The organism is Leptospira saintgironsiae (assembly GCF_002811765.1).
GTDB lineage: Bacteria > Spirochaetota > Leptospiria > Leptospirales > Leptospiraceae > Leptospira_B > Leptospira_B saintgironsiae.
In genome coordinates, this window is sequence record NZ_NPDR01000002.1 from 482455 (window position 1) to 508897 (window position 26443).

Genomic DNA, 26443 nt, shown 5'->3' on the forward strand with positions numbered 1-26443 from the left:
TAAGAAGAAGGCAGGAAATTATCTGCCTTCTACCACTAACCACTTGGTGGTTTTTACTATTACTCTAACGATTGTATAGAACGCAGCGCCTATGCCAAATGCCCAGATCTGAGGCTCGGTGATTACTGTCCAAGGTTCCATCCAATCTCCGAATCCGACCTTAAAACTTGCTGCATAATCAAATACTACGAAGATAACTAAGATCCCGAATAAGCTCGGATATTCTCTTTTAAGAATATTTCTGAAAGAGAAACTGAGTTTAGGTTTTACATAACCTGAAAATTTAGGAATGAATGCAGGGATTTTGTCTGCCCAATTCAGATAGTCTTGGCCGAATTTATCTCTTAAGAATTTTTCTTCTGCGAACATTATTCTTTCGTAATAGAATCCGAAAAATAAGGAAAATACTATAAGTAAAGGAACATCTCTGAAATAAAGAACAGGTCCTAAATACATTAGGAAATTTCCGAGATAAAGAGGATGGCGAACAAGAGAATAAATTCCTTCTTGGTTGACCACATCAGCTACTTGTTCTTTGGTATTTCTGCCGGAAGTGCGGGCAGGAGCGTAACCGATCACAAAACAACGAACTGCTAAACCGAGTAAGCTAACTGCAAAACAAGCGGCTGCGTAGTATAAGTTGATCTCGTAAGAATCTTCTAAAAATTCAAATCTGCTTAAGGAGTATAGACAAAGAAGAAGAATAAATCCTGGTATATAAGATCTCCAGCGAAATAGAAAATTCCCCTGCTGATCCAATTCTTCAATTAATGCCATACGAATTCCTTATAGGTTATAGTATTTAAGGAAGGAAACTTTTATCCCCCCGGAGTGTCAACCATTGATTCTTAAGCTGTTTAAGGAGAAAGGAACCTAGTAGAAAAGTCTGCAAGATCCTTTTGTAGGATCCTTTCCAGATTCCAGGGATCCAGGACCAATCTGTAACTTAAGCCCTCTCTCTGGAAAACATAACTTCCTAACTTGGTCATTCCAATGGGAGAAACTAAATAACGATCCGTACTCGTAATGATCTCTATTTTAAAATTTCTATCTTTGGGAACTGGAGTAAGTTCTTCCGACTTCTCTAAAAGAACTTCGTCTGCACTAAGTTTTTTAATTTCTTCCAAATAATTTTCCACTTCTTCACTATAGGCGACAATCTGTCCGCCTGAAGTTTCTAAGATCCAATTCTCTCCTTGTTTACTTAAACTAAAATTTATGGAGGAAAATCCTGAGATCTTGATCTCTGAAACTATTTCTCTCTTAGGGAAGGGAGGAACTAAGGATCTACTTAGGAAAAAGTCGAGTTTTCCTCCTCCTGTAACTGATTTTAGATTTTCTTTAACTAACCAGATTTGGTTTTTATCGTCCAGTATATAAGTCCCGGAACCTTTTCTGACCGGTGCTCCTATTAGAATTTTTCCTAGAGAATTTCCAGAAACATCTTTTAATTCTATAACTGGTTCATCTCCACCTAATCCGAATTCTTCCTTAGAAACTGAATTGGATTCTGAGAGTAGAGTGAATTTGCGTAGATCTAAACATGTTTGGATCAATTCTTCAATTCTTGCGGAATCTCCTGGAAGGACTAGCTCAGAAGGTAACTGGACTGTCCATCCGTCCAAGTTTCTGTTTAGGATACTTTCCTGTCCTTTGCGTCCGCTGGTAATTGTTTGGATTTCTTCCGATTTGATTTTGTAAAATGGATCCGAGTTTTGGTAAGTCTTTTTGAACCAGTCCCAAGGATCTTTTGCGACCAAAAGTAGAATGGCTAAAAGTATATTTCCAAAAAATAAAAATCCTTGCGGATATTCTTTGTAATAGATACGGAGAAGGCGGAAATATTTAGAAAGATCAATCATCCGTTCCTTCTTTTTAATCTGCGGAAAGCATACAGAGCTAATAATCCAGGAACCAAAAACAAATGAAATAAACTGATAGCAGTTTCTAAGAAGAACGGCAAGGGTTTTAGTTTTAGAACTGCTGATTGTTTGGATCGAACTTCTAAAAGATCTGTTTCCCCTTTCAGTATATCGATTGCATTTAATAAAAATGGAATATTCGAGTTTTTTAGAATTTCTGAAAATTCTGGGAATGCTAAAAGATCAGAAACTAAATATGGAGAACCAAATACTAAAATTCGTCCTGTTTTTGTAGATTTATTTGCAGAAGTTGCGGAAGATTGATGACTTTGCTTGGAATCGGAGAAATAAGAAGTAAATTTACCTTCTGCATAAACTCCTAAAAGAAAAGGTCCACCATTTGCTTGGATGGGAGTAGAAAGAATTTGTTTTTCTCCCAAAGAGATCGGTTCTGTTCTGGACTCAGCATCTGTTCCGCTTTTTGCTAATATAGTATATTGTACATCTTTTTGTTTCTCAGGAAGAATATTTAAACTTGAGGACCAAGGAATGAGAAGACTTTCTTGGTTTTTAGTAAATGCGCTATTAGGATCCAAACTTTTCGATTTTTGATCCGGAACAATCCAAGGTGGATAAGGATATTTTCCTAAAACTCCAGGTTCTATTTCAATCACAGAGCCCATTGGCAAAGAATGATCCGGCTCTAAAACGATATCGTAGTTAATTCGAATTCCATAATGTTCTAAAAAACGAACCATTTCTTCCGAGTCTGGATTTTTCTGGGCGAGTCCTGCTCCTAAATCTCCTGAAAGAAGACCGAAACTTCCTCTTTCAGAGTTTGTTTTGAACTCCATTGTTTTGGATAGAAGGATAAAACTTCCTCCTTCTAGAATGAATTTATCTAATTTATGTTCTGTATTTTTAGAAAGAGTTCCGCCTCCAATCCAAAGTAATACTTCAGTTTCAGGCGGAAGATCTTCTGTTTCCAGATCCAATTCGAGGATCGGACCATATTCTCCTCGAAGAACTCTTCTCGCGAAAATTTCTATCCTATCTTTTGGAGACCCTTGTTCTTGGAAGGATATATTGCCTGGAGATTTTAAAAGAACAATACCTGAATCCTTGTCCTGTCTCTGCATCTTTCGAATCGAATTTAAGATCTGGTATTCCAAATCTTCTGTAAAAAATGCAAAAGATAAAACTTCTGTTTTGTGACCCAATGTTAGGACGATTCCCATAAACGCTTGTTTAACGGATGCAGAATCTCTGGAAGTTTGCTGTAAGATCTGAGGTTCTAATCCGACTTCCATCGCTTTTCTGGCATCTTCTTCCGAAGCAGAAGGATCATAAAATCTCAAAGAAACATTTTCCTTTCCGATCTTAGAGATCTCTTTTAAGAGTTCTTTGCTAAGTTCTGCTCTTGCTTTATATTCTCCTGGGATCTCTGAAGAATAAAATGCATCTATATAAAGTGGATCATCTAATTCTTTTAATACTTTTACGGTGCTCGTGGTGATCTGGAATCTTCCTGATCTAGAAAGATCGGCTTTGCAAGGAATTGAGGAGAAGATCCCATTCAGCAGAACAAATAACAATATTCCGTTCGCGAATCCAAACCAAGGAGATTTAGAAATTTCTAAAAGCGGATGAAATAACTCTCTCATGGATAATTTCTCCTAAGAAAGAAAACGTTCCCCGCAAGATTTATAGCGATAAAACTAAAAAAGTAAAGTGTATCTGAAAGATCTAATATTCCTAAACGAAATGATTCAAAATGAGAAGATAGAGCGAATAAATATGCGAATGCGGAAGGTCCGCCTCCGAAAAATTTCAGAACCGGTTGAGTCCCTAATAAAAAGAAGAAAAGGCAAACAAGAACTGTTAGAATATAAGAACTGATTTGGTCTCTTCCAAAGGAAGAAAGAAAGATCCCGATGCTGATATAAGCTCCACCGAGTAAGAGACAACCTAGGTATCCTGCAAATACGATCCCTAAATCCAAATCACCAAAAGCCCAGATAAAAAATGGGATAGAAGCGCTTAAACAAACAGTGAATCCTAAAAATGCCCAAGCAGCTAAAAATTTTGCACAGGCGATTTCCCATTTGGAAATTGGCAAAGTGAATAAGATCTCTAAACTTCCCGACCTTTTCTCTTCTGACCAGAGCCTCATTGTGATCGCTGGAACAAATACAACGAATAGAAGGGGAGTCCAAACGAAGTATTCTTCCATACCTGCAACTTTTCTGTCCCAGAAAGAACCTTGTCCTAGACCATAAAAAAATAAAAAGGAAGATAAGAATAAATAAAGGATAGAGAAAACATATCCAATTGGCGTATTAAAATAACTAGCCCATTCTTTTTTAAAAACAGCGATAAGCCCAGGAGATAAAGAGAGAAGTTTCATGTCTTAACCGGAAACCAGGTCCTGAAAGACTGATTCTAAAGACTTTTGGGAAATCTTATATTCTAAAATTGGAAAGGATTCTTTCCGGATGATCTCGAAAATTTCCTCAGGTTTAAGAGAAGAGGATTCTAATCTAAATTTTGTATATTCTCTTTCTTTTTCCGCAGATAGGATCTGCACATTCTTACCTTCTAAACTTTTTTCCAAGGTCTCTTTATCTATTTTGGCTATTAGAAAAACTGAATCAGATCTTTTAAATTCTGAAACGGGAAGATCTGCAACTAGGTTTCCTTTATGTAAAACTAAGGCATGGTCACAGGTTTCTTCTACTTCTGATAGGATATGAGTGGACAATAATATTATTTTATCTTTTCCTAAATTTCGAAGTACATCTCTAAAATGAGAAATTTGGATAGGATCTAATCCTGAACTAGGCTCATCTAAAACGATCCAATCAGGATCATGGAGTAATGCTCCTGCCAACGCCAATCTTTGTCTTGTACCTTTGGACAAAATCCCTGCCAAAGAAAAAGTTTGAGATCTTAGATCACAAATTTCTAATACTTCTTTTTTTCTTTTTTTAAAGAAAGAAGTCTCCATTCCTCTCGCATTTCCTATAAAATCCAAATATTCCCCGACAGTCATATCTGGATAAATTGAGGAAGATTCTGGAAGATAACCTAGTCTTTGTTTTATAGTTTGTGGATCTTTTTCCAAAGAGATTCCGTCGAGTGATACGGAACCTTTATCCGGTTGTACGAAACCTGTAAGAATTCTGAGTGCAGTAGTTTTACCGGCACCGTTTGGTCCAAGTAAACCTGTGATCCTATTTTTTGGAATGGTAAAATTTAGATTAGAAATTGCGATCTTCCCGAAATAGGATTTAGAAAGATCGGATACCTGGAGAGAGGCCACGAAAGTTATTCTTTCGAGGCTTAGGGTCTATGCAACTTCTTTTCCCGAGAGTTACGCTTTGATGCGAAGCATTGTATCCACTTTGAACTTACGGAGCACATCCATTAGAGTAGGTTGAAGATTCACCACCTCTAATTTCACTCCGAAATGATCCAAAAGGTTTCTAAGAGTGAGTAGTTTTGCAACACCGCTAGAAGTGATTTTTTTGGTTGGGGTCATATCCAAGGTTAAGTTTTGGATATGTGCCCTGGATGCCTGTTCCGAAATCTCATCAAATACCTTTTCATATCCATCCAGGAGTTGATTTTCGAAGCGAACGATTCCGTGTTTATTTTGTATCGTTAATTTGGCCATGGCACCCTTTGTTTAATAGGATAGACTCCTAAAACTAGAGCATCCCAACAATAAAATAGGGTAGGAACCTCCAGTCCTATTATCCAAACAAACGGCTCAAATTTTTCGGCACACAAAATTCCAATAATTCGCCTTGGGAAAAATTTCCCAGGCCTCATAATCAGACCCAATTCCTAGAATTTCGAGGCCTGAATTTTGTAGTATCTTCGACCAAGTTTCGAGTGGATAAGCCCTATGATAATGCTCCTCCAACTCTGAAATTCCAGGTCCAGAAAATTCCAAACTAGTCTTTAAAACAGAAGTTTCCGGATCAAATTCATTCTTCCAAACGAGCTTTGTCTTCCCATGAGTCTCTTTTAGGACCTTATCCTGAAAATTTTTTCGAAAATTTTCAGAGGTGCTTACATCGAAAAAGAAGACCCCATTCTTCTCCAAGGCCGCTGAAACTTGGGCAAATACCCGAGATAGTTCTTCTTCTTTTTGGAAATAATTTAAAGTGTCATGTACTGAAAAAATTAGATCAAAAGACTGGTTCAATTTAGGAAAGGATAGAAGGTCTCCTAATTTACGGACCCCTCTAATTTGCTGAGAATCGGCGATTTGGAGCATTTCAGGAGAATTATCGATTCCCCAAAGTTCTGTGGAAGAAGGTAGAAATTTCCAAATTTTGCAGGTTCCACAACCTAAATCTAATGCGATTTTTGGATGGATTTTTTGGGTTCCAATCTGGTAAGATTCCAAAATCATCTTCGCCCAGTCACGATAAGGTGCCCGTTTCATGACCCCGTCGTAAATGCTCGCAAACGCCGTATAAGGCCTTTTTTTGGGGATTGGAGAAATAATTCTTGATTTATTCCCCTGCTTACGAGTATTCCTATCCATTTGATGAGACATAATTCTCAAGGAGGAGATTTCCTTCCGAGAATTTCTTTGAAACTCTAAGTATGGGCCTAGAACTTCTTTTACCCTTTTTAGCCAGTGTAGGCATTACTATCCTCCTTCGCAGGATGGACAAGTCGAATTATAAGCTCAGCCAAATCAAAAGATATACTGGCAAACTCCAGGAAGAATTACAAGAGATTGCCCTGGAAAAAATCCAATCCGTAAAAGATTCTGGAATAGAACTGGAGATCAGTTTAAAACAAACTAGAAAACTTGCGGAAGAGGTAAGAGGCCTTAACGATGAATCCAGACAATTGCTGGATACAATTCGTTCCAATAGAGATTTTTTAAACGCAGTTACATTAGATTTAAAAGAAGTAGTTCATCTTTCTTCTGATATTCGCCAAGAATCTCAATCCATCCAAGACGGATTACAAAGATTGGAGATCGGCAAAAAAGAAGTGCATGGGATCGGAAATCATATCCAAGAACTTCGTTCCGAGGCAGAAGTTCTGCTCGAAGCATTCCAAGAAAAACTTAATTTCCGTTCTGATGATATTCTACAATCACTCGCTTCTAAAATTGTAGAGTTAGAAGGATTATTAGAAGTTAAGGCGGACAGGATTGAATCCGGTTTAGAAGAATTGGGAGAAGCTTTCCGCCAAAGATTAGAAGCCCAAACAAAGTCATTATATCATGAAACCGTAGGCAAAGTAGATAATGCTCGCGAAGAAGTTCAGTCTCTTCTTGAATCAGTAAAAGTAAAAGAAGAAGATATAGATGCGAGAACAGATCGTATGCAGACTGCATTCTTATCTGTATCCGAAAAAATTGATCGATTAGAAACTAGAGTGGATGAGAAGGCAGAACTTGCGGATCGTAAGTTAGAAGAGACCTTCTCCCACAATGAATCAGTCATTCGCCAAAAATACGATCAAGTATTAGAACAAGTAGTTCATTCTAAAGAAGCATTCTTAAACGGAGTTCGTATAGAGATCGAGGCAATTCGTAAAGAAATAGAAGGAATGAGCCTCGAAACCTTAACTAGACGAGACGAGATCTTAAACGAGACTAGACGCCAAGCAGAAGGGATCAACGACTCCATCAATATCTTCCAAGAAAAATATCTGGAAGCAGAGAACAAATTACTCAAACAAGCAGATTCCCGCAAAGCGGATCTGATGCGTCAGATAGATTCCTTCGAAGACGAATTCAATCGTATTTCCAGCAGTTTAAGAATAGAAGCAGAAGATTTGAGAAAGGAAATTCTTTCCGGACTGAAAGAATTCCATTCCGCTTTAGAATCTTCTCGTTCAGAAGAAGAAAGAAAATCTAAACTTAAACTAGACCAAATCAGAGAGTCTTTGGAAGAAGAACTAAAAGTTCTTCAATCTTCTCAGGCAGAAAAATTCCGTGCAGACTGGGAAACTATTAAAGAAAATGTTAAGGATTATTCTTCTCAAATTTCTACTCGAATGAAAGAGATAGAGGTTTCAGTTAAAGATCTGAAAGTTTCTTTAGAAGAAGAAGTAGGGGCATTACATGCTTCTCATTCGGATCGTTTCCGTTCTGAATGGGATTCTATTAGAGAAAATGTAAAAATTTTCGACGTCCAGGTTTCTACTCGGATGAAAGAAATGGATTCTTATGTAAAAGATATCCGAGAAGCCTTAGAAGGAACCGCAGGGGATATTCTTGCAGAAGCAGAATCTAAGGTAAGCGAGATCGGTCTTTCTATCGAAGACGAGTTCCGTAAAATGGACAGAAGATTCGAACATTTCTCTCGTTCTTGGGAAGAAGATGTACAATCCCAGAAAAACCATACCATGGATGCAATCCGTGGATTAGAAGAAAGACTGGGACAGATCCATTTTAAAGGCGCAGAATATTTGGAAGAATTTTCCAAATCATACGCAGAACAAAAAGATAAGATCGAAGAATTTGTATCTAAATATAAGGCTAACTTCCAGAAAGAGGGAGAAGAGGTCAGAGAGGATCTTGTTTCTCGTTTCAAAGACCTGAAAGCCGAAGCGATTACTAATGTAGAGAACGTAAAAGTGGAATATTCTGCTGCTGGAGAAAGATTTGAAAATCTTCTGCGCAAGAATGAAAAACTTTTAGAAATGCAAGCGGAGAAGATCCGTACTTCTACCGAATCCCAACTCGAAAAAGCTGGAGAGCAGGCAAGAGTTGTTCTAGATAAACTGAAAGAATCCGGCCAAGACTTCTTCGAAAGACAGGAAGAAAAAATAGATCGTCTGAACGATACTATCGATTCCAAGATCAACAGACAATTGTCTGCGCTCTTGGACAAAGGCCAAATTCAATTAAGTCAATTGGAAGAAAGAATCGCAAAACATTTAGCGGACGTAAAACGACATCTGGAAGAAGCTTTAGATTCAGGGATCAAAGAAAGCGAAAGCCAGATGAAGGAATTCCAGAATCAGGTAAAATACCTACTGAAAGAAACTGAAGAATCTTCAGAAGAATTCCTAAAAACAGGAAGAGAAGAATTCCAGAAGGCACAAAAAGAATATCGTGTACTTCAAATCGATCTTCGCAAAGATCTATCAGAGATCCAAGATGCAAAACGTTCTCTATTCTCCGAATTAGAAGAAGAAGCAGAAAAATTGCGTTCTTCCGTGGATGATATATCTGAAAGGATACAGGATGCAGAAAAACGTTCTGCACTCTTTTTGGATGTAAAAGAAATTATAGAACGTTCCGAAGAATTTGTCTCCGAGATGAGAGAAGCTCTGGAAGATGCAAACCATACTGAAAAAACGTATGAAGATCTGGATCAGAATTTAGTTCGGATCAAAAAAGTACAAGAAGAACTGGAGACACGTATCTCTCAGGCGGAAGAAAGAAGTTCAGAAATTCTTTCTATAGAAGAAAAAGCAGAAGTTTTAAAAGAAGAATTCGAAAGGATCATGGAAGAATCTTCTCAGTGGAACGATACTCATCGCAAACTTGTAGAGGCAGGCGAGAGGGCATTCGAAATGGAGTCCCGTTTCTTGGATCTGGAAGATCGTTTGGGTAGAGTTGTATCCGTTAGAGAAGAGATCAAATCATTAGATCAAGATAGCCAAACCCATAAAGAGAATTCATTCAAATTAGCTCAGAAGATACGCGAGATGGAAAAAGAAATCTCCGTAATCGAAGCAAGAGAAAGAGAAGTCGCAGAAACTCTTAGAAAAACTGACGACAGACTAGAAGGTCTTGCTGGCAGAAAAGAAGAGATACTTTCTGTAGAAGCTAAGTTTGATAAGATAGAAGACCTAATGTCAGAGTTAGGAGAGCGCCATAAACAGATCAGCACTCTTCAACAAAGATTAGATGATATGAAAGAAGGTGCATTATCTGTTAAGGATGACCTAGAAGGTCTACTTTCCGAAGCAGAAGACACCTTCGAAAAACTTTCTACATTCATGGATGTGGTCCAAACCAATATGTCTAAGACCGGAGGGGGAAAATCCGGTAAGACCCAAGGTCAAGACCCCTTAGTAACTAGAAAGAAAGCAACAGTGTTGAATTTATTTCATAATTTTCATTGGCAACCAGAGACCATCGCTGAAAAATTAGGGCTCGAAACTTCTTTGGTCCAAACTATCATTCAAAACGAGACGGTGAAAAAGGGATGATTTTTTTCTTGACCCGAATGTTTTCCCCCAATATGTCTCGTTCCCACTTGTATTATACGACATGCAAAAAATTTCATAGGGAGAACCTTTCGTTTTTAACAAAAAACTGAAATTGTAGGGTAGCATTCCGAAAATGATTCCTTTTTTCGAGGCATCTGGAAACGTATCACAGTAAATTTGACACGTTCCGGCAAAGTCTCGGGATGGAATAAGGAGATGCTCCCAAAGCTCGTTCGTATGGTACAAAAAAAGAAAACTACTGTTAAGAGGAAGAATTCCATGGCTCAAAGCGCTGAAAAGGATACCCTCATCGTCGCAAGCAAGGTAAAAGCTTATATCAAATCTAAAGGCTTTATGACTTCCGGAGACGCGGTCGATGGCTTGAATGAAAAGTTATACGGACTGATCGACGATGCTTTAAAACGTACCGAGGCGAACAAACGCACTACGGTAAGACCAACCGACTTCTAATCCATTCTTGATCTACATCAAGAACAAGACTGAAATCGAGAAAATGAGGGCGGCGGGCAAATTAGCCGCCGCGCTTCTTGACTATATATCCGGGTTTATTCAACCAGGTATAAGTACTCTTGCGATCAATGATCTCTGCGAAGAGTTCACTAAGAAAAATGGAGGCAAGTCGGCTCCATTAGGTTACAAGGGTTTTCCGAAATCAGTATGTACTTCTATCAATGAAGTCGTTTGCCACGGCATACCAAAGGCAATCGATGTTCTGAAAGAAGGAGATATAGTCAACGTAGACGTTACTCCTATCGTAGATGGATATCATGGAGATAGTTCTCGTACTTTTATCGTAGGTGGTAAAACTTCTCCGGAAGTAGAACGTCTCGTAAAAGATGCAGAACGTGCCATGTGGATTGGGATAGAGCAGGTAAAACCTGGAAATCGTGTTAGCGATATTGCAAATGCGATCGATGACTATCTAACTCCTAAAGGATACGGGATCGTTAAAGATCTAATGGGCCACGGAATAGGAAGAGGTTTCCATGAAGAACCTCAAATCCCTCATTACCGTTCCGGCCGTAAACTCGCCAAATTAGAACCTGGAATGACATTCACTATAGAACCAATGGTGAATTTAGGAACCTGGGAAGTGATTTTTTCTAAAAAGGATGGTTGGACTGTGACCACAAGGGACGGAAAATGGTCCGCTCAGTTCGAACATACCATTCTAGTCACTGAAAAAGGCTATGAAATTTTAACCCAAGCATAGTAATCTGTCGTGCATGGATTTCGTTTGGAAATATATTTCTTTACTAGGTAAGGATCTCGCCTTTTTCGTTTTAGGCTTCTTAGTCTTTTACATCGGCAAAAAACTCAAGGACTGGACGGAACCTCGTAAGTTAGACGAGGAATTAGTAAAATCCGATAATAGCGCGCTCGCATTGAGCTTATCTGGTTATTATATCGGGGTCATAATATTATTTATCACCATAGTTTCTCACCCTGGAGAAAAAGGAGACTTGGTTGGAGATCTTTTCCAAGTATCTTCATTTTCTATCTTAGGAGTTGTACTTCTTCTTCTCTCCCAAAAGATAAACGATGGATTGATTTTGGGTGGAATAGACGCAATCGAAGAGATCTATGAAAAAAGAAATCTAGCGGTTGCTTCCGTTTTATTCGGAGGAACAATCGCGAGTTCCTTTTTTATTGCAGCTGCATTGAATGGGGATATAGGAGAGAAGGTCTTTCCTCAAGGATTAGGAATTGCAGTTTCTCCACTTGTTGAAAAAACAATCGTAGGATCTATTATCTCTGTGATCTTCTTCTCTATTGGACAGATAGGGATGATCTTATTCTCAGTTTATTATAAACTTTGGATACCTTATAAACTAAGATTAGAGTTAGAGGAAAAACAGAACCTTGCTGCAGGAACAGCATTTGCAGGAGCATTACTTGCAATCGGAATTTTACTTACCAGAGCATTGTTTAGAGAATTTGAATCCTTATACCAAACAGGGATCTTATTACTCTTAGATCTTGGACTTGCATTTATAATCATTCCTATTTTACATTTTTTTGCGGATTGGGTCGTGCTTCCTGGTTCCACATTAAAGGAAGAAATAGAAAGGGATCAGAATTTCGGGGCAGGACTTTTGGAAGCAGTGGTGCTTGTGTCCTTCTCTGCTATTATATTTTTTGCAGTTTGAATTAGAATAAATCTTTAGAAGAGTATAATTTCCATTCAAGATGATATACTTTTTTGATCCCGAAATCACAAGCTGCTTGTAAAATCATTTTTTCATCCGATTCTTGGGATAGGATAGAATAAGCATCAGTAAGATCTGAAACGATCTCAGCAAAAATGTATTTATGAGTAGGTAAGAAGGGAGAAAGTCCTCTCTCTTCAAATCCTCGTAGCGCTCCTAAAAGTCCTGCGAGTAAAATCCTACCGAGCGGTCTTGCTCTTTCTTTTGGGAGATCTAAGCCGGCTTCTTTTGCTGCGACTAAAAGTTCCTGGAGTGGAATTCCTCCGGATAAAGAATATAAGGATGTTTCTTCTCCTTCCTGCATAAAGAAAGAATAAGATATGCTTCTCGAAAGTAAAGAACTTCTGGATGAACTAAAAGATATCGCAGAGATGAATGGGTTCCAATTATTCGGAGTGGGCCCGGCATCTGTTCCGTCTGGAGATAAGGAGAATATTCTTCATTGGGTTGGAGAAGGTCGTCATGGAAATATGGATTGGTATCCAAAAAACATGAATCTCCGACTCGAGTTAGAAGGACTTGGGTTCAAACCTGAATCTGTAATTGCGTTGGGTGCATTATATAATGATCCTGAATATGAAAACTTGGATCTACCGTATCGTTTTTCCAGATATGCGATGGGAGAAGATTATCATTCTGTTCTTCGTAAAAAAGCTTCTGGCTTATTAGAATTTTTAAAGAAGAAGTTTCCGAATCAAAAATTCAGACAGGGAGTGGACTCTCTTCCTGTACCTGAAAAAATTTTAGCAAGAGAAGCAGGCCTCGGTTGGATCGGAAAAAATACAAATCTAATCCATGAAGAATACGGATCCTTTTTCTTTATTAGTTTAATTTTTACGGACCTTCCTCTCAGTTTTGTTTCCATCCAAGCAAAAGACAGATGTGGAACTTGCAGGGCTTGTATAGATTCCTGTCCAACCGGTGCATTGGAGCCTTACAAAATTGATGCCCGAAAATGTATCTCTTATAAAACGATAGAAGATAGATCTGAGAATGTGGACTCATTACATGGCTGGATATACGGCTGTGATATTTGCCAAGAAATCTGTCCTTGGAATGGAGTCAAAGCACGTAAGAAGGGATGGAAAACAGAGATAGGTGAATTTAAGATCCGAGATCTATTCAAAAAAGAAAATCTCTCGGATCTGGATGAGAAAGAATTCAAAATGTATTTTCAGGACTCTGCAGTGAGTAGGATCTCTTACAAACAGATGAAAAGAAATTTAAGTGTTTGGGAAAGAGATTCTTCCAAATCTTGAAGACAGAAGTTTATCTATTAACGCTAAAAATCCTGCGATCAATAAAAACAAAACGAAAATCCCTACAATATTTATCATAACTCCTGAATAACCTAAACGGGGAACATCCATAATATTATAAGGATACCATTCCATAATGGCACCTCTTGCCAAAGTGAATATTGCATAAGCTATCGGAAGAATAGCAGCTAATAATACTCTGCGAAGAGTTACAGTTTTTGCAGGTCCAAATATGATCCAACCGACCACCGCAATTATGGGAGCGATATCATGTTCTAAGTGACTTGCAGTGTCCGCAATAATATCGTTCTTTGGAACGGTTTGAAGTACGAAGTTAAAAACGATCCCAGTGATCGTAATATCTATTATTCCAATCAAACGCCAAATATGAAAATTAGAAGAAGTGCGCTCTAAATTTAATGTTAGAAGGAGTGTAGTAAGCCCTAAGATTAAGTTGGACTGAGTTGTAAAAAATGAAAATTGATTTAGTAAACTATCAAATCCTGGGCCGAATGTACGAGTAAAACCTGCGTTTGGCGGAAGAGAGGATTGATGATGATAGGCATACCAAAGTTCTAATAGAACTCCTACAAAACAAATAAGAGCAGTGGAAGCGAATACTAAGCGGGCCAGAGTGAAATTGAGTTTAGAAGTTTGCATTTGATTATATCTCAGTTCAGAAAAACAGATCGCTGGATTTTTATGAGTTTCAGTATCTCGTCAATGCAATTTTTTCTCTTACGTTAGAAGCGTCTCGAATCGGAGAATCGCCGAAAAATCTGGAATATTCTCGATTGAATTGAGTTACACTTTCGTATCCCACTTCAAATGCGGCGCGTGATGCGGAATAAGCACTATGGACTAAAAGTTTTCTCGCTTCAAGTAATCTAAGTTGTTTTTGGAATTGGATGGGGCTTAGTCCAGTGATCTGTTTGAATTGTCTATGAAATGTGGTAACGCCTAATCTTGACTTTGCCGCCAAACGTTTGATTTCCATGGATGTTGTATAATTTTCTCGGATCCATCTAATCGCAGGATATATGCTCGGGCCTTTTCCTTGGGACTGGCAGAATTTTCTTAAACGCCATCCTTGAGGACCAATAAGAGTTCTATATAAGATTTCTCTTTCGTATATAGGCGCAAGTGCCGGAATATGTTCAGGAGTTTTTAAAAGACGAAGCATTCTGACCCAAGCTTCTAAAAACTCAATGGAAGCTTCACATGCAACGAACTCGTTGTCCGCATTTTCTTCGGAAGGATCTTTTGGAAGATCATTTAATAAATTTAGAATGGAGTCTTGGTCCAATTCAAGACCTAACGAAATGTAAGGTCCGTTCTTACCTTGTTGCACTTTTCCTGTGGCAGGTATATCTGCTTAAATAATGAAGTAAGAAGGCGCTTTTAATTCGATTGTTTGCTCTCCTATAGAGATTGTCTTACCACCTTGCACAACTAATCCGATCATGGGCTCATAGACAGCCGCAAGTTGGTATTCGGATACTTCTCCCTTTATGAGTAATACTTTTGGAAGTTCCGTCTTGGTTGGTTTTGTGGTAGCCTGAATTGTAAGTTCAGCAATCTCTTTTAAGATTTCCTTCATTTTATATAAGAATACAACAGAACCATATTTTCTAAAGCTAAATTCTGAGAATATTTAAATTTAATAATGGTGAGGTATAATTAGGCAATCAATCGGCATGATCGGATCTTTACGATATTTATAAAATCTTCTACTATATAATGTATTGGAGGACGTTATGAAAATTGCAATCGTCACAGGAGCAAGTAACGGGATCGGTAAAAACACCGCGATCGAATTAGGAAAAAGAGGGATTGGTGTGATCGTTACTTATCATTCGGATAAGGAAGGTGCAGAAGAAGTTGTAAAGGAAATAGGGAAGAATGGATCCAAGGCTGTTAGCCTTAAATTGGATCTAAGCCAAAAGTCTTCTTTCGAAAGTTTCACTGAGCTTGTAAAAAAGAACCTGGAAGAGATTTGGAAAAGAAAAACTTTTGATTACTTGGTAAATAACGGAGGTGTCGGGGGAGGTATGCCTTTCACAGAGATTACGGAAGAATATTTCGATCAAATACTGAATACGAATTTTAAAGGACCATTTTTCTTAACACAACAACTCGTTAGATTTATAGAAGATAATGGAAGAATAGTAAATACATCCAGTTCTTCCAGTCACGGATCTTTTGTAGGATACTCAGCATACGGCGCTTCTAAAGCCGCATTAACTTCTTGGACCAAGTATCTGGCAAAAGAACTTTCTCCTAGAAAGATCAGAGTGAATTCAGTTTCTCCTGGCCCAACCCATACGAACCTTGGAGGAGGCGCATTTGATAAATATCCGGAATATATCCAACCGTTAGCGGATCAGACTGCATTGGGAAGAATTGGAAGTCCAGATGATATCGCGAAGGTAATTGTAAATCTGTTATCGGATGAATTCTCCTGGGTGACTGCTCAAGACTTAGAGGTTTCCGGAGGATATTTGCTCTAAAGTGACAAGTAGATTTTTAAGATCACGTTGTAGGAGCTCCTACATGGTTGCTGGGCAGAATGTGCTTGCTGGTTTGAGTTTTTTGTGATAAGTCGGTGACCGACATACGGAGGTCAACCGAGCGTAAAGATAAGACAGCGTGAAGAGATTGGACCGAAGTTTTGCAATGGGTACCACCGCCCAGCCCCCACCCAGTAAAGGGTGGGGAGACCTCGCTCAATTTTGTAGGAATTCCAACAAATTCACTTCGAAAACTCCTTTTCTCCCTGGAGTAAAAGGCTTGGATAGTCAGATACATGCGCGCGGGTCTGAAACAAAAGGAAACCGATCTTCTGACCTACGAATTCGATCCTAAAACGAATTTAAAACTTAGAAATTGGTTCGTTCAAGAAAAAAGAGATCTGGCATTTCGAAAAAATAGAACTCCTTATTCAACTTGGGTGAGTGAGATTATGCTGCAACAAACGAGAGTAGCAGCAATGCTTCCTCTTTACGAAAAGTTTATGCGTAGATTTCCAAAACCGGAAGATCTTGCAATCGCGGAAGAAGAGGAAGTATTTCGCTATTGGCAAGGACTTGGTTACTATTCCAGAGCTAAAAATCTTTTGGCTGGAGTTCAAAAATTAGTGAACGAGTTTGGTGGAAAATTTCCAAAAACTTTGGAAGATGCTCTTTCTCTTCCTGGTGTAGGTCCTTATACAGCTCGTGCAATTCTTTCAATTTCTTATAATTTACCTTTTGCTGTTTTAGATGGGAACGCAAAAAGAGTCCTCTCTCGTTTGGTGTTATTCAAAGAATCTGGACCCAAAGCAGATCCAACGTTACAAAGGATAGCAGATTCATTTTTGAATCTTGAATTTTCTGGAGACCATAACGAAGCAGTAATGGAATTAGGCGCTCGCATCTGTATTCCAAAACCCTTATGTAAAGAATGTCCTCTTCAGAATGATTGTTTGGCTTACCAAAATGGTGTCCAAGAAAGTATTCCGGAGATAGAAAAGAAAAAGAAAGAAATCCTTTTAAATATCCGTTTTTATATTCTAAAAACAAAACAAGGAATACTCCTTATTCGTTATCCTGAGAGAAGATTTTTTAAAACAATCTATTCTTTGCCTTTTTCCTTCGAAGGCAAAAATCCTTATGAGGCAGATCCTGTTTTAGATTGGGGTTTAAAACCAACTGACCTTGGGATCAAATTTAAACATACAATCACACATCATAAGATCCAAGGTTTTGTTTCTGAAACTGAATTGGATCCAAAATCAGAAAAGAAGATCCTGGAAAATTTTCGCAAGATTCGCCCTTCTATAGAGATCAAATATTGTAATTGGAAAAACTTGGAGACCGAGTTTCCTTCTTCCATAGCAAAAAAGATCAAACAAACCCTGGCAAAAGACGGAGCTGTTCTGCCTGGTTTAGAAAATTAAACACATATAAAAGGAATACTATGAGCATTCGATCCACTTCAGAATTTGTAAAAGAACTTTCTAAAAAAGGAGAACTTTTGGAGATCAGAGAAGAAGTGGATCCTATTTTGGAGATTGCAGAGATCCAGAGAAGGGTAGTTGCCAAAAGAGGACCAGCACTTCTATTTTCGAATGTAAAAGGATCCAAATTTTCCGTAGCGACGAATCTATACGGATCTGAAGCCCGGATCAAGGTCGCGTTCGGAGAAGATCCGGAAAAGTTTATTCAGAAAATCGCATATACTGCAAAACATCTAATGCCTCCTACTCCTAAAAAAGTATGGGAAGCAAGATCTCTCGCCTGGACTGCTTTGAAAGTAGGGCTAAAGAAAGTAAGTAGGGCTCCAATTCTTGATTCGGAGTTGCAGAGTATTGAAGAGTTGCCTGCTTTAAAATCTTGGCCCAAGGATGCAGCAAGATTTATCACATTACCTTTGGTATATACAGAAAGTCCCAAAACCGGAAAAGGAAATTTGGGAATGTATCGGATCCAATTCCACGAGCCTAAACTCACAGGGATGCATATACAGATCCATAGAGGTGGAGGATTTCATTATTCTGAGGCGGAAGCAGAAGGTAATGCACTGCCTGCACATATCTATGTAGGAGGTCCACCCGCTCTCACAATTTCTGCAGTGGCACCGTTGCCGGAAGAGATAAGTGAATTCCTTCTCGCCTCACTTTTATTAGGTGAAAGATTAAAAGTAGTAAAAAACAAAAAGATCAGTTCGCTTCCGATCGTTGCAGACGCTGATTTTGCATTAATAGGAAAAATTCCACCTAAGATCAGAAGACCAGAAGGTCCATTCGGAGATCATTACGGATATTATGCTTTAAAACATGATTATCCAGTATTCGAAATAGATAAAATTTACGCTCGTAAGGATGCAATCTGGCCTGCAACGGTTGTAGGACGTCCTCCACAAGAAGATCATTGGATTGCGGAATATTTACAACATCTACTATCCCCCATGTTCACGATCGTAATGCCTCAGGTAAAAGGGATTTGGGCATATGAAGAATCCGGAGTGCATTCTTTAGCAGCAGCAATAGTAAAAGAAAGATACAAAAAAGAAGCATTCATGGGTGCTCTTAGAATTTTGGGAGAAGGACAATTATCTCTTACTAAATTTCTGATCGTGACTGACCAAGATGTTCCTTTGATGGATTTTAAAACTACTTTCCTTGCAGCTCTGGAAAGATTCCAACCAGAAACCGACTTACATATATTCTCTAATATTTCTCAAGACACTTTGGATTATACAGGACCAAAAGTAAATGAAGGCAGTAAAGCTGTTCTACTAGGAGTTGGGCCTAAAACTCAAAAACTAAAACCTAAGATCACTTCTAATATTAAAAATTCTAAATTCAAAAATCCGAAAGTATATTGCCCTGGAGTTTTGGTAGTTTCCGGACCAAAATATAAAAAAGGAGACGGAGTTTTAGAAACACTTCGTAAAGAAGCAATTACCCAAGGATTTTTATTCGTATTCTTAGTAGATAATTCAGAAGAAGCAACAAAATCAGATCATGACTTTATTTGGAATGTATTCACTCGATTTGAGCCCGCCGCAGATATCTACGGAGATTCGAAAGTGATTCGTAATCATATTTCTTTCCAAGGTCCAATCTTAGTGGATGCAAGATTAAAAACTTGGTATCCATCTGTTCTGGAAGAAGATCCTAAAATCTCCAAACAAGTGGAGAATAGATTTGGTAGACTTTTGGATTCAATTTAGGTAAATGGAAGAATGGGAATGAAACGAGTAATCGTTACCGGCGGAGCCGGACTGATAGGAAGTAATATAGTTAGACTTTTAAACGAGCAAGGGATTTCAGATATCCTTGTGGTAGACCATTTGGGTACTTCTTCTAAATGGAAAAACCTAAGAGGTTTGGAATATTCTGATTATTTAGAAAAAGAAGAATTCCTGGAAAAAATACAAACCACAGATATTCTAAAAGATTATTCTCATATCTTTCATTTGGGAGCTTGTTCTTCCACAACTGAGACTGACGCTTCTTATCTGATCCGAAATAATTATGAATATACTAAGATCCTAGCAGAAGAGTCTCTTCGCAGAAAAATACATTTCTTATATGCTTCTTCTGCAGCCACATACGGAGAGGGGCAATTCGGATACGATGATAAGGCTCCGATCCATCCACTCAAACCTTTGAATATGTATGGATATTCTAAACATATGTTTGATCTATACGCCTTAAGAAAAGGTTTCTTAGATAAGATCACAGGAGTAAAATACTTCAATATATTCGGATTTGGAGAGGCTCATAAGGGAGACATGAGATCAGTAGTATTAAAAGGATACGAACAGATCTCTTCCGAAGGAAAACTGAAATTATTCAAGTCCTATCGTCCAGATTATAAGGATGGGGAACAAAAAAGGGACTTCTTGTACGTAAAAGACGCTGCCAAGATCAGCCTATTCCTTTTAGAAAATCGTAAATTCGGTTTATATAATGTGGGAAGAGGGCAAGCAGAAACCTGGAATTCACTCGCTTCTGCATTATTTACAGCTTTAGGAAAGCCGGAAAATATAGAATATATGGAAATGCCTGAAAGCCTAAAGGCAAAATACCAATATTATACAAAGGCAGAGACCCAAAAACTGATCTCGAGTGGTTACAAAGAAGGATTTACTGATTTGAAGACCGCGATTGCGGATTACGTGGATCTGTTAAGAAAAGAAGATTAATAAAGGGGTCCCTTTAGAACCCCCCACAGCTATTGATTACCTAGAAAAGATCTGAAGTAAAGATTTTGCGAATGCTTTGAATTTTGCGTCTTTGATAGAGTAGAATACTTGGTTAGAAACTTTCTTGCTTCCTAAGTATCCTGCTTCTTTCATTTTGCTAAGGTGTTGGGAAGCAGCTGATTGGCTGATACCAAGTGCGTCTACAAGTTCTCCTACGCTGTGCTCTTTTTTAGAAAGATGGAGAAGGATTTTTAATCTATCAGGATGAGCTACTGCTTTAAGTCCGCGGATAGTAGAATCCAGATGAGTTTTTTTAATGTCTAACTTTTGGGCTGCCATAATCTGCCTTCTGTTGTATTTGAATCCACTCTAACATAACCTTTGAAATTTACAAGGATTTCCGAAAAGTATCTCTATTTTTTGTAAAATTAGAAATCATGTAAATTATGATATAATTATGTAAATAAAATGGAAAATAATTTATTACCAATTGTAGATATAATAACCTCAAAGCTTAGATAATTTGAATATTATAACTTTCAATCCTTCGAATATTAGAACCCTCTTACGTTTAGAAGATCCCAAAAACTCAATATTCTAATTTAACAATAAACTAAATATGTACTATTATAAAGTTCGAATTTGCCAGAATTCTAATTCAAGAAAACGTTTAGAAGAGTGAACAAACTTTTAGCCTAATCAAGATAGGCGAAACGAAATTATTAAAGGCAAAAGTGTGGAAGAATTAAGGAAAACTAATGGACTGAAGAAGGGAATAAAAGAAACAAAGGGGTCAAATTTTGACCCCTCCGGAAATTTCCAAAACGACTCCGTCTACCAGATCGTTTTGAGCGATGAATACCGCTGTGCTTGCAATTTCATCCGGTCTGCCTAATCTACCGATCGGGATCAGAGCTTCCCATTTTTTGAGAGCTTCCGGATTCATGTCTTTCATTACCATTTCAGTAGCGATGAATCCAGGAGCGATACCTGCGACTCTGATACCGTAACGACTGAGTTCCTTCGCCCATAACTTGGTCATTGCTGCGACACCCGCTTTTGCTGCGGAATAATTAGTTTGGCCTGGGTTACCATGCATAGAAACGGAAGCGATAGGGATGATTACCCCTTTGGTACCGTTATTTACCATTTGAACCGCAGCTTCCCTACCTGTTAAGAATACTCCTGTCAAGTTCACATCGATTACTGCCTGCCATTCTGCCAAAGACATCTTGGATGCTACTTTACCAGTTTGTTTATCAGCCTTGATTAAGAGACCGTCTCTTAATATTCCGGCATTCAAAACTGCGATGTCCACAGAACCGAAAGCAGAAACCGCTTTTTCCATGAGTTCCTCAGCGTCTTTTTCCTTAGAAACGTCTGTTGGAACTGCAATTACCTTAGCGCCAAGCGCTTCGATCTCTTTTTTGGCTCCTGCAAGTTTCTCTTCGGAGATATCCGACAGAACGATATTGGCTCCCAATTTCGCAAAATGAAGGGCCATCTCTTTGCCTAAGCCTCCGGCAGAACCGGTGACTACGGCAGTCTTATTTGTGATTTCCAACTTGGTTGATTTCCTTACTTCTAATGGTTACGTAATCGTCGGTGAAAGGGATTTCTACCCTAGCGATAGTTTCTCCGGCGTTTGTTTGGATCCTGAAAAGTTTTGGATCAATATTCTCACTTTTGAGAAGGATCATGATAAGAGCGATCCCTAGACCTGCTCCCTCTGTATTGTCCATATTATCCATATAGAACTCGGCGATATCATTATATTCCATCGCCTTTTTCATTTTCTCCCTCATACGAGATTCTTCGATCTCGATCACAGGAGTATTATTAACTACTTCGACTACCAAACCTTCCGGAGCATAAGTTACCGAAATTTTGACAAAAACGCCTCTGGCAAGACAACGCTTCCCGTATTCGTCGGCCATTTTTTCGGAGAAGTTCTGTTTGAATTGGGCCAGACCCTGGTCATAATGATCCAGATTTCGGATATCCAAACCTAGGTCTTCGAAGAAAACCCTCTTTTGGTTGGCCTTTACCCCGTTGATCGCCATTTCTTTGGTGATCGTATACAACATCTCGATGTATCTTGTTTGGCCCAATTTTTCCAGAACTTCTGTTAGAATACGCAGAACGTATTTTTCTAATTTGGAATTCATTCTGGAAGATTGAACGGAGATGCGGGAGCGGTTGAGGATGTAGTCTGAGAGCTGGGCGTCTAAATCTTTGAAACTTTTTGCCATGCTCGTTCAGTCCTCTGCGGGAGTAAAATCGATACCCAGTGTTTCCCCTAGGACGATTCATGCAATCAAAAATCAGAGGATCCCAGATCTCAAAAAGGATACAAACTCCAAGGTTTGGCCGCGTCCGATCCGGACTAAAGCCGACTCGGACCAAGCTCTCACCTCCAGTCAAAAAATCACATGCGCGATTTTTTGACTACGGCTCGATCTTTCGCGGGTAGTAATAGGAAATTTAAAGTTTACTAACTGATCCAACCCTACTCAATGTGATCAAATTTTTATCATGTTATTATAAAGAGATTATCCTCTATAATTTTTAAAAATTAGAATATTATTTATAATTAAAATTATAGATTTGAGATTGTCGATTTTCTAAAATAAAACGAAAAGGAAACAAAACAATGAAACTTGCAAAATTAATTCTTCGGTTGCTTCCACTCTTTCTCATCCTTAACGGTTTGGAACTTACTGCGCAGCCTGCTCCGTATAAATTGGTAAATCCGGTACGTATACGGCCATTCGGCGATTCCATTACATATGGGGTTCAATTTGCTGCTGGTTTCCCATTTTGCCCAGTTCCGGCTATCGGACAATATATTTGCTCTCCGCCAATTGCAATTGGAGGAGGTTATCGGGGATGGATGGCTTTATTTTCTTTTGAAGGAGATGGTATCATATTCACAACAGAAGGATACCAAGCGGGAGGATCAAATACAAGCCAATGGATCTCCAATACGCAGACGCATGATGGATATCCGGGTTGGACAAATGAAAAATTGATGCCGATTGCAGGTTTACCTAGCTTTTCGGATATCACGTTAGTCCATTCGGGTACGAATGATATGTGGCAGATCTTAAAGATCCAGAATCCAACGGATGCTCAGATCGATCAAGTGGCGTCTTCGGCAGGAGCGAGTCTCTTTCAGTTACTCAATCAGTTGCTTGCAAATAATCCAAAGGCTTACGTGTTCGTTGCCAAAATAATCCAGGTTTCGGCGCCTCAGGCTCCATATAATTCATTCGATTATAATACGGTAAATAAAGTTATCTTTAAGTATAATAATTACATTTCAAATAACTGGATTAATGTGCCGCCTGCGAACAGGGCAAGAATGGCGCTTGTAGATATGTCCCAAGTTTTACAACAAGGACCCGATTATTCCGGGGATGGAGTCCATCCGAGTGGACTAGGTTATATGAAGATAGCTTGCACATGGATCCAAGCCATTAAAGGACAACAACCTAACCCTCAAGCACCTTGTTCTGGGATCACAGATTTAAGTGCGGTCCAAAAAATGACCCCATCAAAAAGTGAAGCGAAACAGATGACTCTTCCAAAAGAACAGTTTCAGAAATTGTTTCAAGGAAAGCCGCGATCTAATTGAGATGACTTTTTCTTCTCTTCCATTTTGGCGAAAAAAATAAAATACTATACAAAAAAATAGTTTACAAAAGTATATAATCATACGAATAGTATTCTGTAGCTAAGAGGAAAAACCATGCTTCAGACAATTAGTATTCGAGATTTTGCATTAATTGAATCAGCCCAAATCGACTTAAGAGGGGGCTTAACTGCGATTACGGGAGAGACCGGTTCTGGAAAATCTCTCTTACTAGATGCTCTTTCTTCCTTACTCGGGGGAAAGAGCAGTACTATGGATATCCGAACAGGCTCGGACAAGTATTGTCTAGAAGCTGAGTTCGATATTTCCCAAAATCCAGGCGCCATAACCTGGATGCGGGAACATGGCTTTCCTCTAAGCGGTTCTGCGATCGTGATTCGAAAAGAATTCACCCGGGACGGAAAAACAAAAATCCAGATCAATCATTCACTTTCTTCCGCTCAGGTACTTCGTGGTTTAGGAGAGATCCTATCCGAAGTTCATAACCAAAATGATCAAATTCTACTTTTGGATAAAGCTCAACAATTGGATATCTTGGATGGTTTTGCAGGTTTGCATACACTTCGAGGAGAAGTGAAAGAAGGATTTTTAACCTATAAAAGTCTCAAAAAAAGGTTAGAGGAATTAGAATTATCTCATGCAGACAGAAACCGTAAAAAAGAGATACTTCAGTACCAGATAGAAGAGATCCATACTGCTAATTTTAAATTGGGAGAAGAGGAGGAACTCAGTAAAGAAGAGAACCTACTCGTTCATGGAGAAAAACTCGCAGAGAACCTGGATATAATCACCGGTTACTTGCATGAAAGTGAATCTTCTGTTTTAGGTATTTTCCCCAAGGTACTTGCCGCTTCTGATAAGATTAAAGTTTTGAACGAATCATTAAACGAAATGGATTCCGCGCTTAAGGAAGCATATGTAACGATCCGCGAGATTAATACTACTGCCCAGGACCAAAAGGAAGAGGTATTCTTCTCTCCCGAAAGGTTATCTCATGTGCAGTCCAGACTAGACCTGATCCAAAAGCTTAAGAAAAAATACGGAAATTCAATTTCTGAAATTTTAGAAACAAAGAAAAAGGCGGAAGATGAACTTTCTGCCTTAGAACAGAACTTAGATTCTAAAACTTCTCTAGAAAAAGAAAAGAAAAGGGCAGCAGATAAGCTAACCCAAGCATGTTTGCAACTTTCTAAATCTAGACGAGAAGTATTAAACAAATTCGAATCCAAACTCAAATCAGAACTAGAAGTTCTTGGAATGAAGGGCGCCGGACTACAGGTAGTACTTCGTTGGGAAACAAGTCCTGAAGGAGAAGTGGAAGCCCAAGGAAAATCATATGTGGTAAACGAATTCGGATTGGACCAGGCGGAATTCTATTTCAGTCCGAACCCTGGAGAAAAGCCAAGACCTCTGCGCAAAATTGCTTCTGGAGGAGAGATTTCCAGAGTAATGTTGGCCATCAAAAGTGTGCTTGGTTCCAATTTTGACGGAAAAGTTTTAGTTTTTGATGAGATTGACTCTGGTCTGGGTGGAGAGATCGCTTCTGACGTAGCAAAAAAACTCAGAACCCTTTCTAAAACTCACCAAATCATATTGGTCACACATTTACAGCAGATTGCTGCAGCTGCAGATCATCATCTTCTCGTAAGTAAACGACTCAAAGAGGGAAGAACTGTCTCCGAAACTGAATTCTTAGGAATGGAGGAGAGAACTATGGAACTTGCGAGAATGATTGCGGGTCAAAATATCTCCAAAGGCGCTCTCCATCACGCAAAGGAATTGCTCAAAAAGAAGGCGGTATAATTCGTCTTCTCAATTTCGCTTTTTACCGGGGCAGAATCTGCTTTCGGTAAAAAGGAAAACTTCCTTTTAAAAATCGTTTGGCAGGGACAGCCGAGTTGTAAACCCTACTCCTTGGAGAACCTCAAGCCGATATGATTCTTGCCAAAACAGATTCTTTGGTTTCCATTATTCCGCCGGAAACTGTACCTATTCTGATCCTTCTAGTTTCTATAGTTGGATTTACAATAATCATAGAAAGGTTGATTTTCTTCTCTCGTTGGAAAGCGATTACTCCTGATGATTGGAGAAGGGTAAAAGATCTACTTAGAGAGAAAAACTATGACTCTGCTTCCGACCTAATGAGAAGCTTGAGCCAAGGACCAGTCTCCCAGGTTTTACAAGCAGGTATAACCCAGTTTAAGAGAAATGCATCTTCCGTAGATGATGAGATTATAACCCAAGGATTAAACCAGATCCAAAGGATGGAAAAATTCCTTTCTCCGTTAGCTACAATTGCAACCATTTCTCCACTTTTAGGAGTATTGGGAACTGTTCTTGGGATCATTCGCTCTTTTGCAGAAGGTTCAGGAACAAGAGGAGCGGAAGTAGGTATCAGTGAGGCATTGATCACTACAGCTATGGGACTCGCGGTTGCGATCCCTGCTTATATTTTCCATAACTTCTTCCAAAAGAAAAAAGAAGACGCGATTTCCGAAATGGAAAGTCTTTCTGAGCAGGCTCTTAGGTTTTTAAAATAAA

The 26443-nt window shown here is 38.8% G+C and carries 24 protein-coding genes and 3 pseudogenes; 14 read left to right on the forward strand and 13 right to left on the reverse strand.

The annotated features are described in order from the left end of the window. Positions 1-18: 18 nt before the first annotated feature. The 7 genes from lmtA to CH362_RS07290 form a co-directional block, all read right to left on the reverse strand. Positions 19-777 carry a lipid A Kdo2 1-phosphate O-methyltransferase gene (lmtA, locus tag CH362_RS07260; RefSeq protein WP_100709683.1) on the reverse strand — a complete coding sequence of 253 codons (759 nt, stop codon included), beginning with the start codon at positions 775-777 and terminating at the stop codon, positions 19-21. An 80-nt stretch (positions 778-857) separates the two neighbouring features. After that, positions 858-1862, reverse strand: coding sequence for a DUF4340 domain-containing protein (locus tag CH362_RS07265; protein ID WP_100709684.1), 1005 nt, complete (start codon positions 1860-1862; stop codon positions 858-860). After that, entirely contained in the window at positions 1859-3526 is a 1668-nt protein-coding gene (locus tag CH362_RS07270) for a GldG family protein (RefSeq protein WP_100709685.1), read from the reverse strand. Before CH362_RS07270 ends, CH362_RS07265 begins: the two co-directional genes overlap by 4 nt. Next, the gene (locus CH362_RS07275) at positions 3523-4269 is read right to left on the reverse strand and encodes an ABC transporter permease subunit (RefSeq protein ID WP_100709686.1); all 747 of its coding nucleotides are present in this window, start codon (positions 4267-4269) and stop codon (positions 3523-3525) included. The genes CH362_RS07270 and CH362_RS07275 overlap by 4 nt, the downstream gene beginning before the upstream one ends. 3 nt (positions 4270-4272) lie before the next feature. Further along, positions 4273-5184 (reverse strand): ABC transporter ATP-binding protein, encoded by a 912-nt coding sequence (locus tag CH362_RS07280; RefSeq protein WP_100709687.1) that lies wholly within the window; start codon positions 5182-5184, stop codon positions 4273-4275. A 51-nt stretch (positions 5185-5235) separates the two neighbouring features. Beyond that, a complete protein-coding gene (locus CH362_RS07285; protein WP_100707228.1) occupies positions 5236-5538 on the reverse strand; it encodes an STAS domain-containing protein in 303 nt (100 codons plus the stop codon). 96 nt (positions 5539-5634) lie between these two features. Then, positions 5635-6285 carry a class I SAM-dependent DNA methyltransferase gene (locus CH362_RS07290; RefSeq protein WP_425269023.1) on the reverse strand — a complete coding sequence of 217 codons (651 nt, stop codon included), beginning with the start codon at positions 6283-6285 and terminating at the stop codon, positions 5635-5637. Here CH362_RS07290 and CH362_RS19530 point away from each other — a divergent pair. The 6 genes and pseudogenes from CH362_RS19530 to CH362_RS07310 all read left to right on the forward strand — a co-directional run bounded on the left by CH362_RS19530 (position 6244) and on the right by CH362_RS07310 (position 12235). Continuing rightward, positions 6244-6387, forward strand: coding sequence for a DUF723 domain-containing protein (locus CH362_RS19530; RefSeq protein WP_425269024.1), 144 nt, complete (start codon positions 6244-6246; stop codon positions 6385-6387). The two genes, CH362_RS07290 and CH362_RS19530, sit on opposite strands and share 42 nt — an antisense overlap. 95 nt (positions 6388-6482) lie before the next feature. Continuing rightward, positions 6483-8814, forward strand: a pseudogene (locus tag CH362_RS07295) (SpiroCoCo family coiled-coil protein); the annotation flags it as partial. Positions 8815-9038: 224 nt separating this feature from the next. Beyond that, positions 9039-10064: pseudogene (locus CH362_RS19535) on the forward strand (SpiroCoCo family coiled-coil protein); the annotation flags it as partial. 237 nt (positions 10065-10301) lie between these two features. Beyond that, the gene (locus tag CH362_RS07300; RefSeq protein WP_010515511.1) at positions 10302-10535 is read left to right on the forward strand and encodes a hypothetical protein; all 234 of its coding nucleotides are present in this window, start codon (positions 10302-10304) and stop codon (positions 10533-10535) included. Between the two features lie 7 nt (positions 10536-10542). Beyond that, entirely contained in the window at positions 10543-11298 is a 756-nt protein-coding gene (map, locus tag CH362_RS07305) for a type I methionyl aminopeptidase (protein WP_100709689.1), read from the forward strand. A gap of 13 nt (positions 11299-11311) precedes the next feature. Beyond that, the gene (locus CH362_RS07310) at positions 11312-12235 is read left to right on the forward strand and encodes a DUF350 domain-containing protein (RefSeq protein WP_100709690.1); all 924 of its coding nucleotides are present in this window, start codon (positions 11312-11314) and stop codon (positions 12233-12235) included. 1 nt (position 12236) lies between these two features. Here CH362_RS07310 and CH362_RS07315 read toward each other — a convergent pair whose 3' ends face one another. Beyond that, positions 12237-12599: an LIC_11502 family protein gene (locus CH362_RS07315; RefSeq protein WP_100709691.1), complete on the reverse strand. Its 363-nt coding sequence runs from the start codon at positions 12597-12599 to the stop codon at positions 12237-12239. A gap of 16 nt (positions 12600-12615) precedes the next feature. On the opposite strand from CH362_RS07315, the gene queG reads away from it, so the two are divergent. Then, positions 12616-13554, forward strand: a complete 939-nt coding sequence (gene queG / locus CH362_RS07320) for a tRNA epoxyqueuosine(34) reductase QueG (RefSeq protein ID WP_100709692.1) — start codon at positions 12616-12618, stop codon at positions 13552-13554. Here the strand turns inward: queG and CH362_RS07325 are convergent. Both CH362_RS07325 and CH362_RS07330 read right to left on the reverse strand, forming a co-directional pair. Further along, positions 13519-14214, reverse strand: a complete 696-nt coding sequence (locus CH362_RS07325) for a Pr6Pr family membrane protein (protein ID WP_100709693.1) — start codon at positions 14212-14214, stop codon at positions 13519-13521. The two genes, queG and CH362_RS07325, sit on opposite strands and share 36 nt — an antisense overlap. A gap of 49 nt (positions 14215-14263) precedes the next feature. After that, positions 14264-15154 (reverse strand): annotated as a pseudogene (locus CH362_RS07330) (AraC family transcriptional regulator). 157 nt (positions 15155-15311) lie between these two features. Between CH362_RS07330 and CH362_RS07335 the strand changes: the two are divergent. The 4 genes from CH362_RS07335 (at position 15312) to rfaD (ending at position 20247) form a co-directional block, all read left to right on the forward strand. Further along, the gene (locus CH362_RS07335; RefSeq protein ID WP_100709694.1) at positions 15312-16064 is read left to right on the forward strand and encodes an SDR family NAD(P)-dependent oxidoreductase; all 753 of its coding nucleotides are present in this window, start codon (positions 15312-15314) and stop codon (positions 16062-16064) included. A 296-nt stretch (positions 16065-16360) separates the two neighbouring features. Beyond that, the gene (locus CH362_RS07340; RefSeq protein WP_100709695.1) at positions 16361-17491 is read left to right on the forward strand and encodes an A/G-specific adenine glycosylase; all 1131 of its coding nucleotides are present in this window, start codon (positions 16361-16363) and stop codon (positions 17489-17491) included. Positions 17492-17511: 20 nt separating this feature from the next. After that, entirely contained in the window at positions 17512-19269 is a 1758-nt protein-coding gene (locus tag CH362_RS07345; protein ID WP_100709696.1) for a UbiD family decarboxylase, read from the forward strand. A 12-nt stretch (positions 19270-19281) separates the two neighbouring features. Next, positions 19282-20247 (forward strand): ADP-glyceromanno-heptose 6-epimerase, encoded by a 966-nt coding sequence (rfaD, locus tag CH362_RS07350; protein WP_165780238.1) that lies wholly within the window; start codon positions 19282-19284, stop codon positions 20245-20247. Positions 20248-20283: 36 nt separating this feature from the next. Here the strand turns inward: rfaD and CH362_RS07355 are convergent, their stop codons facing one another. The 3 genes from CH362_RS07355 to CH362_RS07365 all read right to left on the reverse strand — a co-directional run bounded on the left by CH362_RS07355 (position 20284) and on the right by CH362_RS07365 (position 22499). Further along, positions 20284-20586, reverse strand: coding sequence for an ArsR/SmtB family transcription factor (locus CH362_RS07355; RefSeq protein ID WP_020771579.1), 303 nt, complete (start codon positions 20584-20586; stop codon positions 20284-20286). A gap of 454 nt (positions 20587-21040) precedes the next feature. After that, the gene (locus CH362_RS07360; protein WP_100709697.1) at positions 21041-21811 is read right to left on the reverse strand and encodes an SDR family NAD(P)-dependent oxidoreductase; all 771 of its coding nucleotides are present in this window, start codon (positions 21809-21811) and stop codon (positions 21041-21043) included. Beyond that, a complete protein-coding gene (locus CH362_RS07365) occupies positions 21795-22499 on the reverse strand; it encodes a histidine kinase (protein WP_100709698.1) in 705 nt (234 codons plus the stop codon). The genes CH362_RS07360 and CH362_RS07365 overlap by 17 nt, the downstream gene beginning before the upstream one ends. A gap of 401 nt (positions 22500-22900) precedes the next feature. On the opposite strand from CH362_RS07365, the gene CH362_RS07375 reads away from it, so the two are divergent. From CH362_RS07375 to CH362_RS07385, 3 genes are all read left to right on the forward strand, one after another. Beyond that, on the forward strand, positions 22901-23884 hold the full coding sequence (locus tag CH362_RS07375; RefSeq protein ID WP_208859548.1) for a GDSL-type esterase/lipase family protein: 984 nt from the start codon (positions 22901-22903) through the stop codon (positions 23882-23884). 114 nt (positions 23885-23998) lie between these two features. Next, a complete protein-coding gene (gene recN / locus CH362_RS07380) occupies positions 23999-25705 on the forward strand; it encodes a DNA repair protein RecN (RefSeq protein WP_100709700.1) in 1707 nt (568 codons plus the stop codon). 131 nt (positions 25706-25836) lie between these two features. Further along, a complete protein-coding gene (locus CH362_RS07385) occupies positions 25837-26442 on the forward strand; it encodes a MotA/TolQ/ExbB proton channel family protein (protein WP_100709701.1) in 606 nt (201 codons plus the stop codon). Position 26443: the final 1 nt, after the last annotated feature.

Excerpts from the sequence above, each read along its gene's own strand:
- lmtA (WP_100709683.1), bottom strand. The coding sequence starts at position 777 with ATGGCATTAATTGAAGAATTGGATCAGCAGGGGAATTTTCTATTTCGC.
- CH362_RS07265 (WP_100709684.1), bottom strand. The coding sequence starts at position 1,862 with ATGATTGATCTTTCTAAATATTTCCGCCTTCTCCGTATCTATTACAAA.
- CH362_RS07270 (WP_100709685.1), bottom strand. The coding sequence starts at position 3,526 with ATGAGAGAGTTATTTCATCCGCTTTTAGAAATTTCTAAATCTCCTTGG.
- CH362_RS07275 (WP_100709686.1), bottom strand. The coding sequence starts at position 4,269 with ATGAAACTTCTCTCTTTATCTCCTGGGCTTATCGCTGTTTTTAAAAAA.
- CH362_RS07285 (WP_100707228.1), bottom strand. The coding sequence starts at position 5,538 with ATGGCCAAATTAACGATACAAAATAAACACGGAATCGTTCGCTTCGAA.
- CH362_RS19530 (WP_425269024.1), top strand. The coding sequence starts at position 6,244 with ATGGATTTTTTGGGTTCCAATCTGGTAAGATTCCAAAATCATCTTCGC.
- CH362_RS07290 (WP_425269023.1), bottom strand. The coding sequence starts at position 6,285 with ATGATTTTGGAATCTTACCAGATTGGAACCCAAAAAATCCATCCAAAA.
- CH362_RS07300 (WP_010515511.1), top strand. The coding sequence starts at position 10,302 with ATGGTACAAAAAAAGAAAACTACTGTTAAGAGGAAGAATTCCATGGCT.
- CH362_RS07310 (WP_100709690.1), top strand. The coding sequence starts at position 11,312 with ATGGATTTCGTTTGGAAATATATTTCTTTACTAGGTAAGGATCTCGCC.
- CH362_RS07315 (WP_100709691.1), bottom strand. The coding sequence starts at position 12,599 with ATGCAGGAAGGAGAAGAAACATCCTTATATTCTTTATCCGGAGGAATT.
- queG (WP_100709692.1), top strand. The coding sequence starts at position 12,616 with ATGCTTCTCGAAAGTAAAGAACTTCTGGATGAACTAAAAGATATCGCA.
- CH362_RS07325 (WP_100709693.1), bottom strand. The coding sequence starts at position 14,214 with ATGCAAACTTCTAAACTCAATTTCACTCTGGCCCGCTTAGTATTCGCT.
- CH362_RS07335 (WP_100709694.1), top strand. The coding sequence starts at position 15,312 with ATGAAAATTGCAATCGTCACAGGAGCAAGTAACGGGATCGGTAAAAAC.
- CH362_RS07340 (WP_100709695.1), top strand. The coding sequence starts at position 16,361 with ATGCGCGCGGGTCTGAAACAAAAGGAAACCGATCTTCTGACCTACGAA.
- CH362_RS07345 (WP_100709696.1), top strand. The coding sequence starts at position 17,512 with ATGAGCATTCGATCCACTTCAGAATTTGTAAAAGAACTTTCTAAAAAA.
- rfaD (WP_165780238.1), top strand. The coding sequence starts at position 19,282 with ATGGGAATGAAACGAGTAATCGTTACCGGCGGAGCCGGACTGATAGGA.
- CH362_RS07355 (WP_020771579.1), bottom strand. The coding sequence starts at position 20,586 with ATGGCAGCCCAAAAGTTAGACATTAAAAAAACTCATCTGGATTCTACT.
- CH362_RS07365 (WP_100709698.1), bottom strand. The coding sequence starts at position 22,499 with ATGGCAAAAAGTTTCAAAGATTTAGACGCCCAGCTCTCAGACTACATC.
- CH362_RS07375 (WP_208859548.1), top strand. The coding sequence starts at position 22,901 with ATGAAACTTGCAAAATTAATTCTTCGGTTGCTTCCACTCTTTCTCATC.
- recN (WP_100709700.1), top strand. The coding sequence starts at position 23,999 with ATGCTTCAGACAATTAGTATTCGAGATTTTGCATTAATTGAATCAGCC.
- CH362_RS07385 (WP_100709701.1), top strand. The coding sequence starts at position 25,837 with ATGATTCTTGCCAAAACAGATTCTTTGGTTTCCATTATTCCGCCGGAA.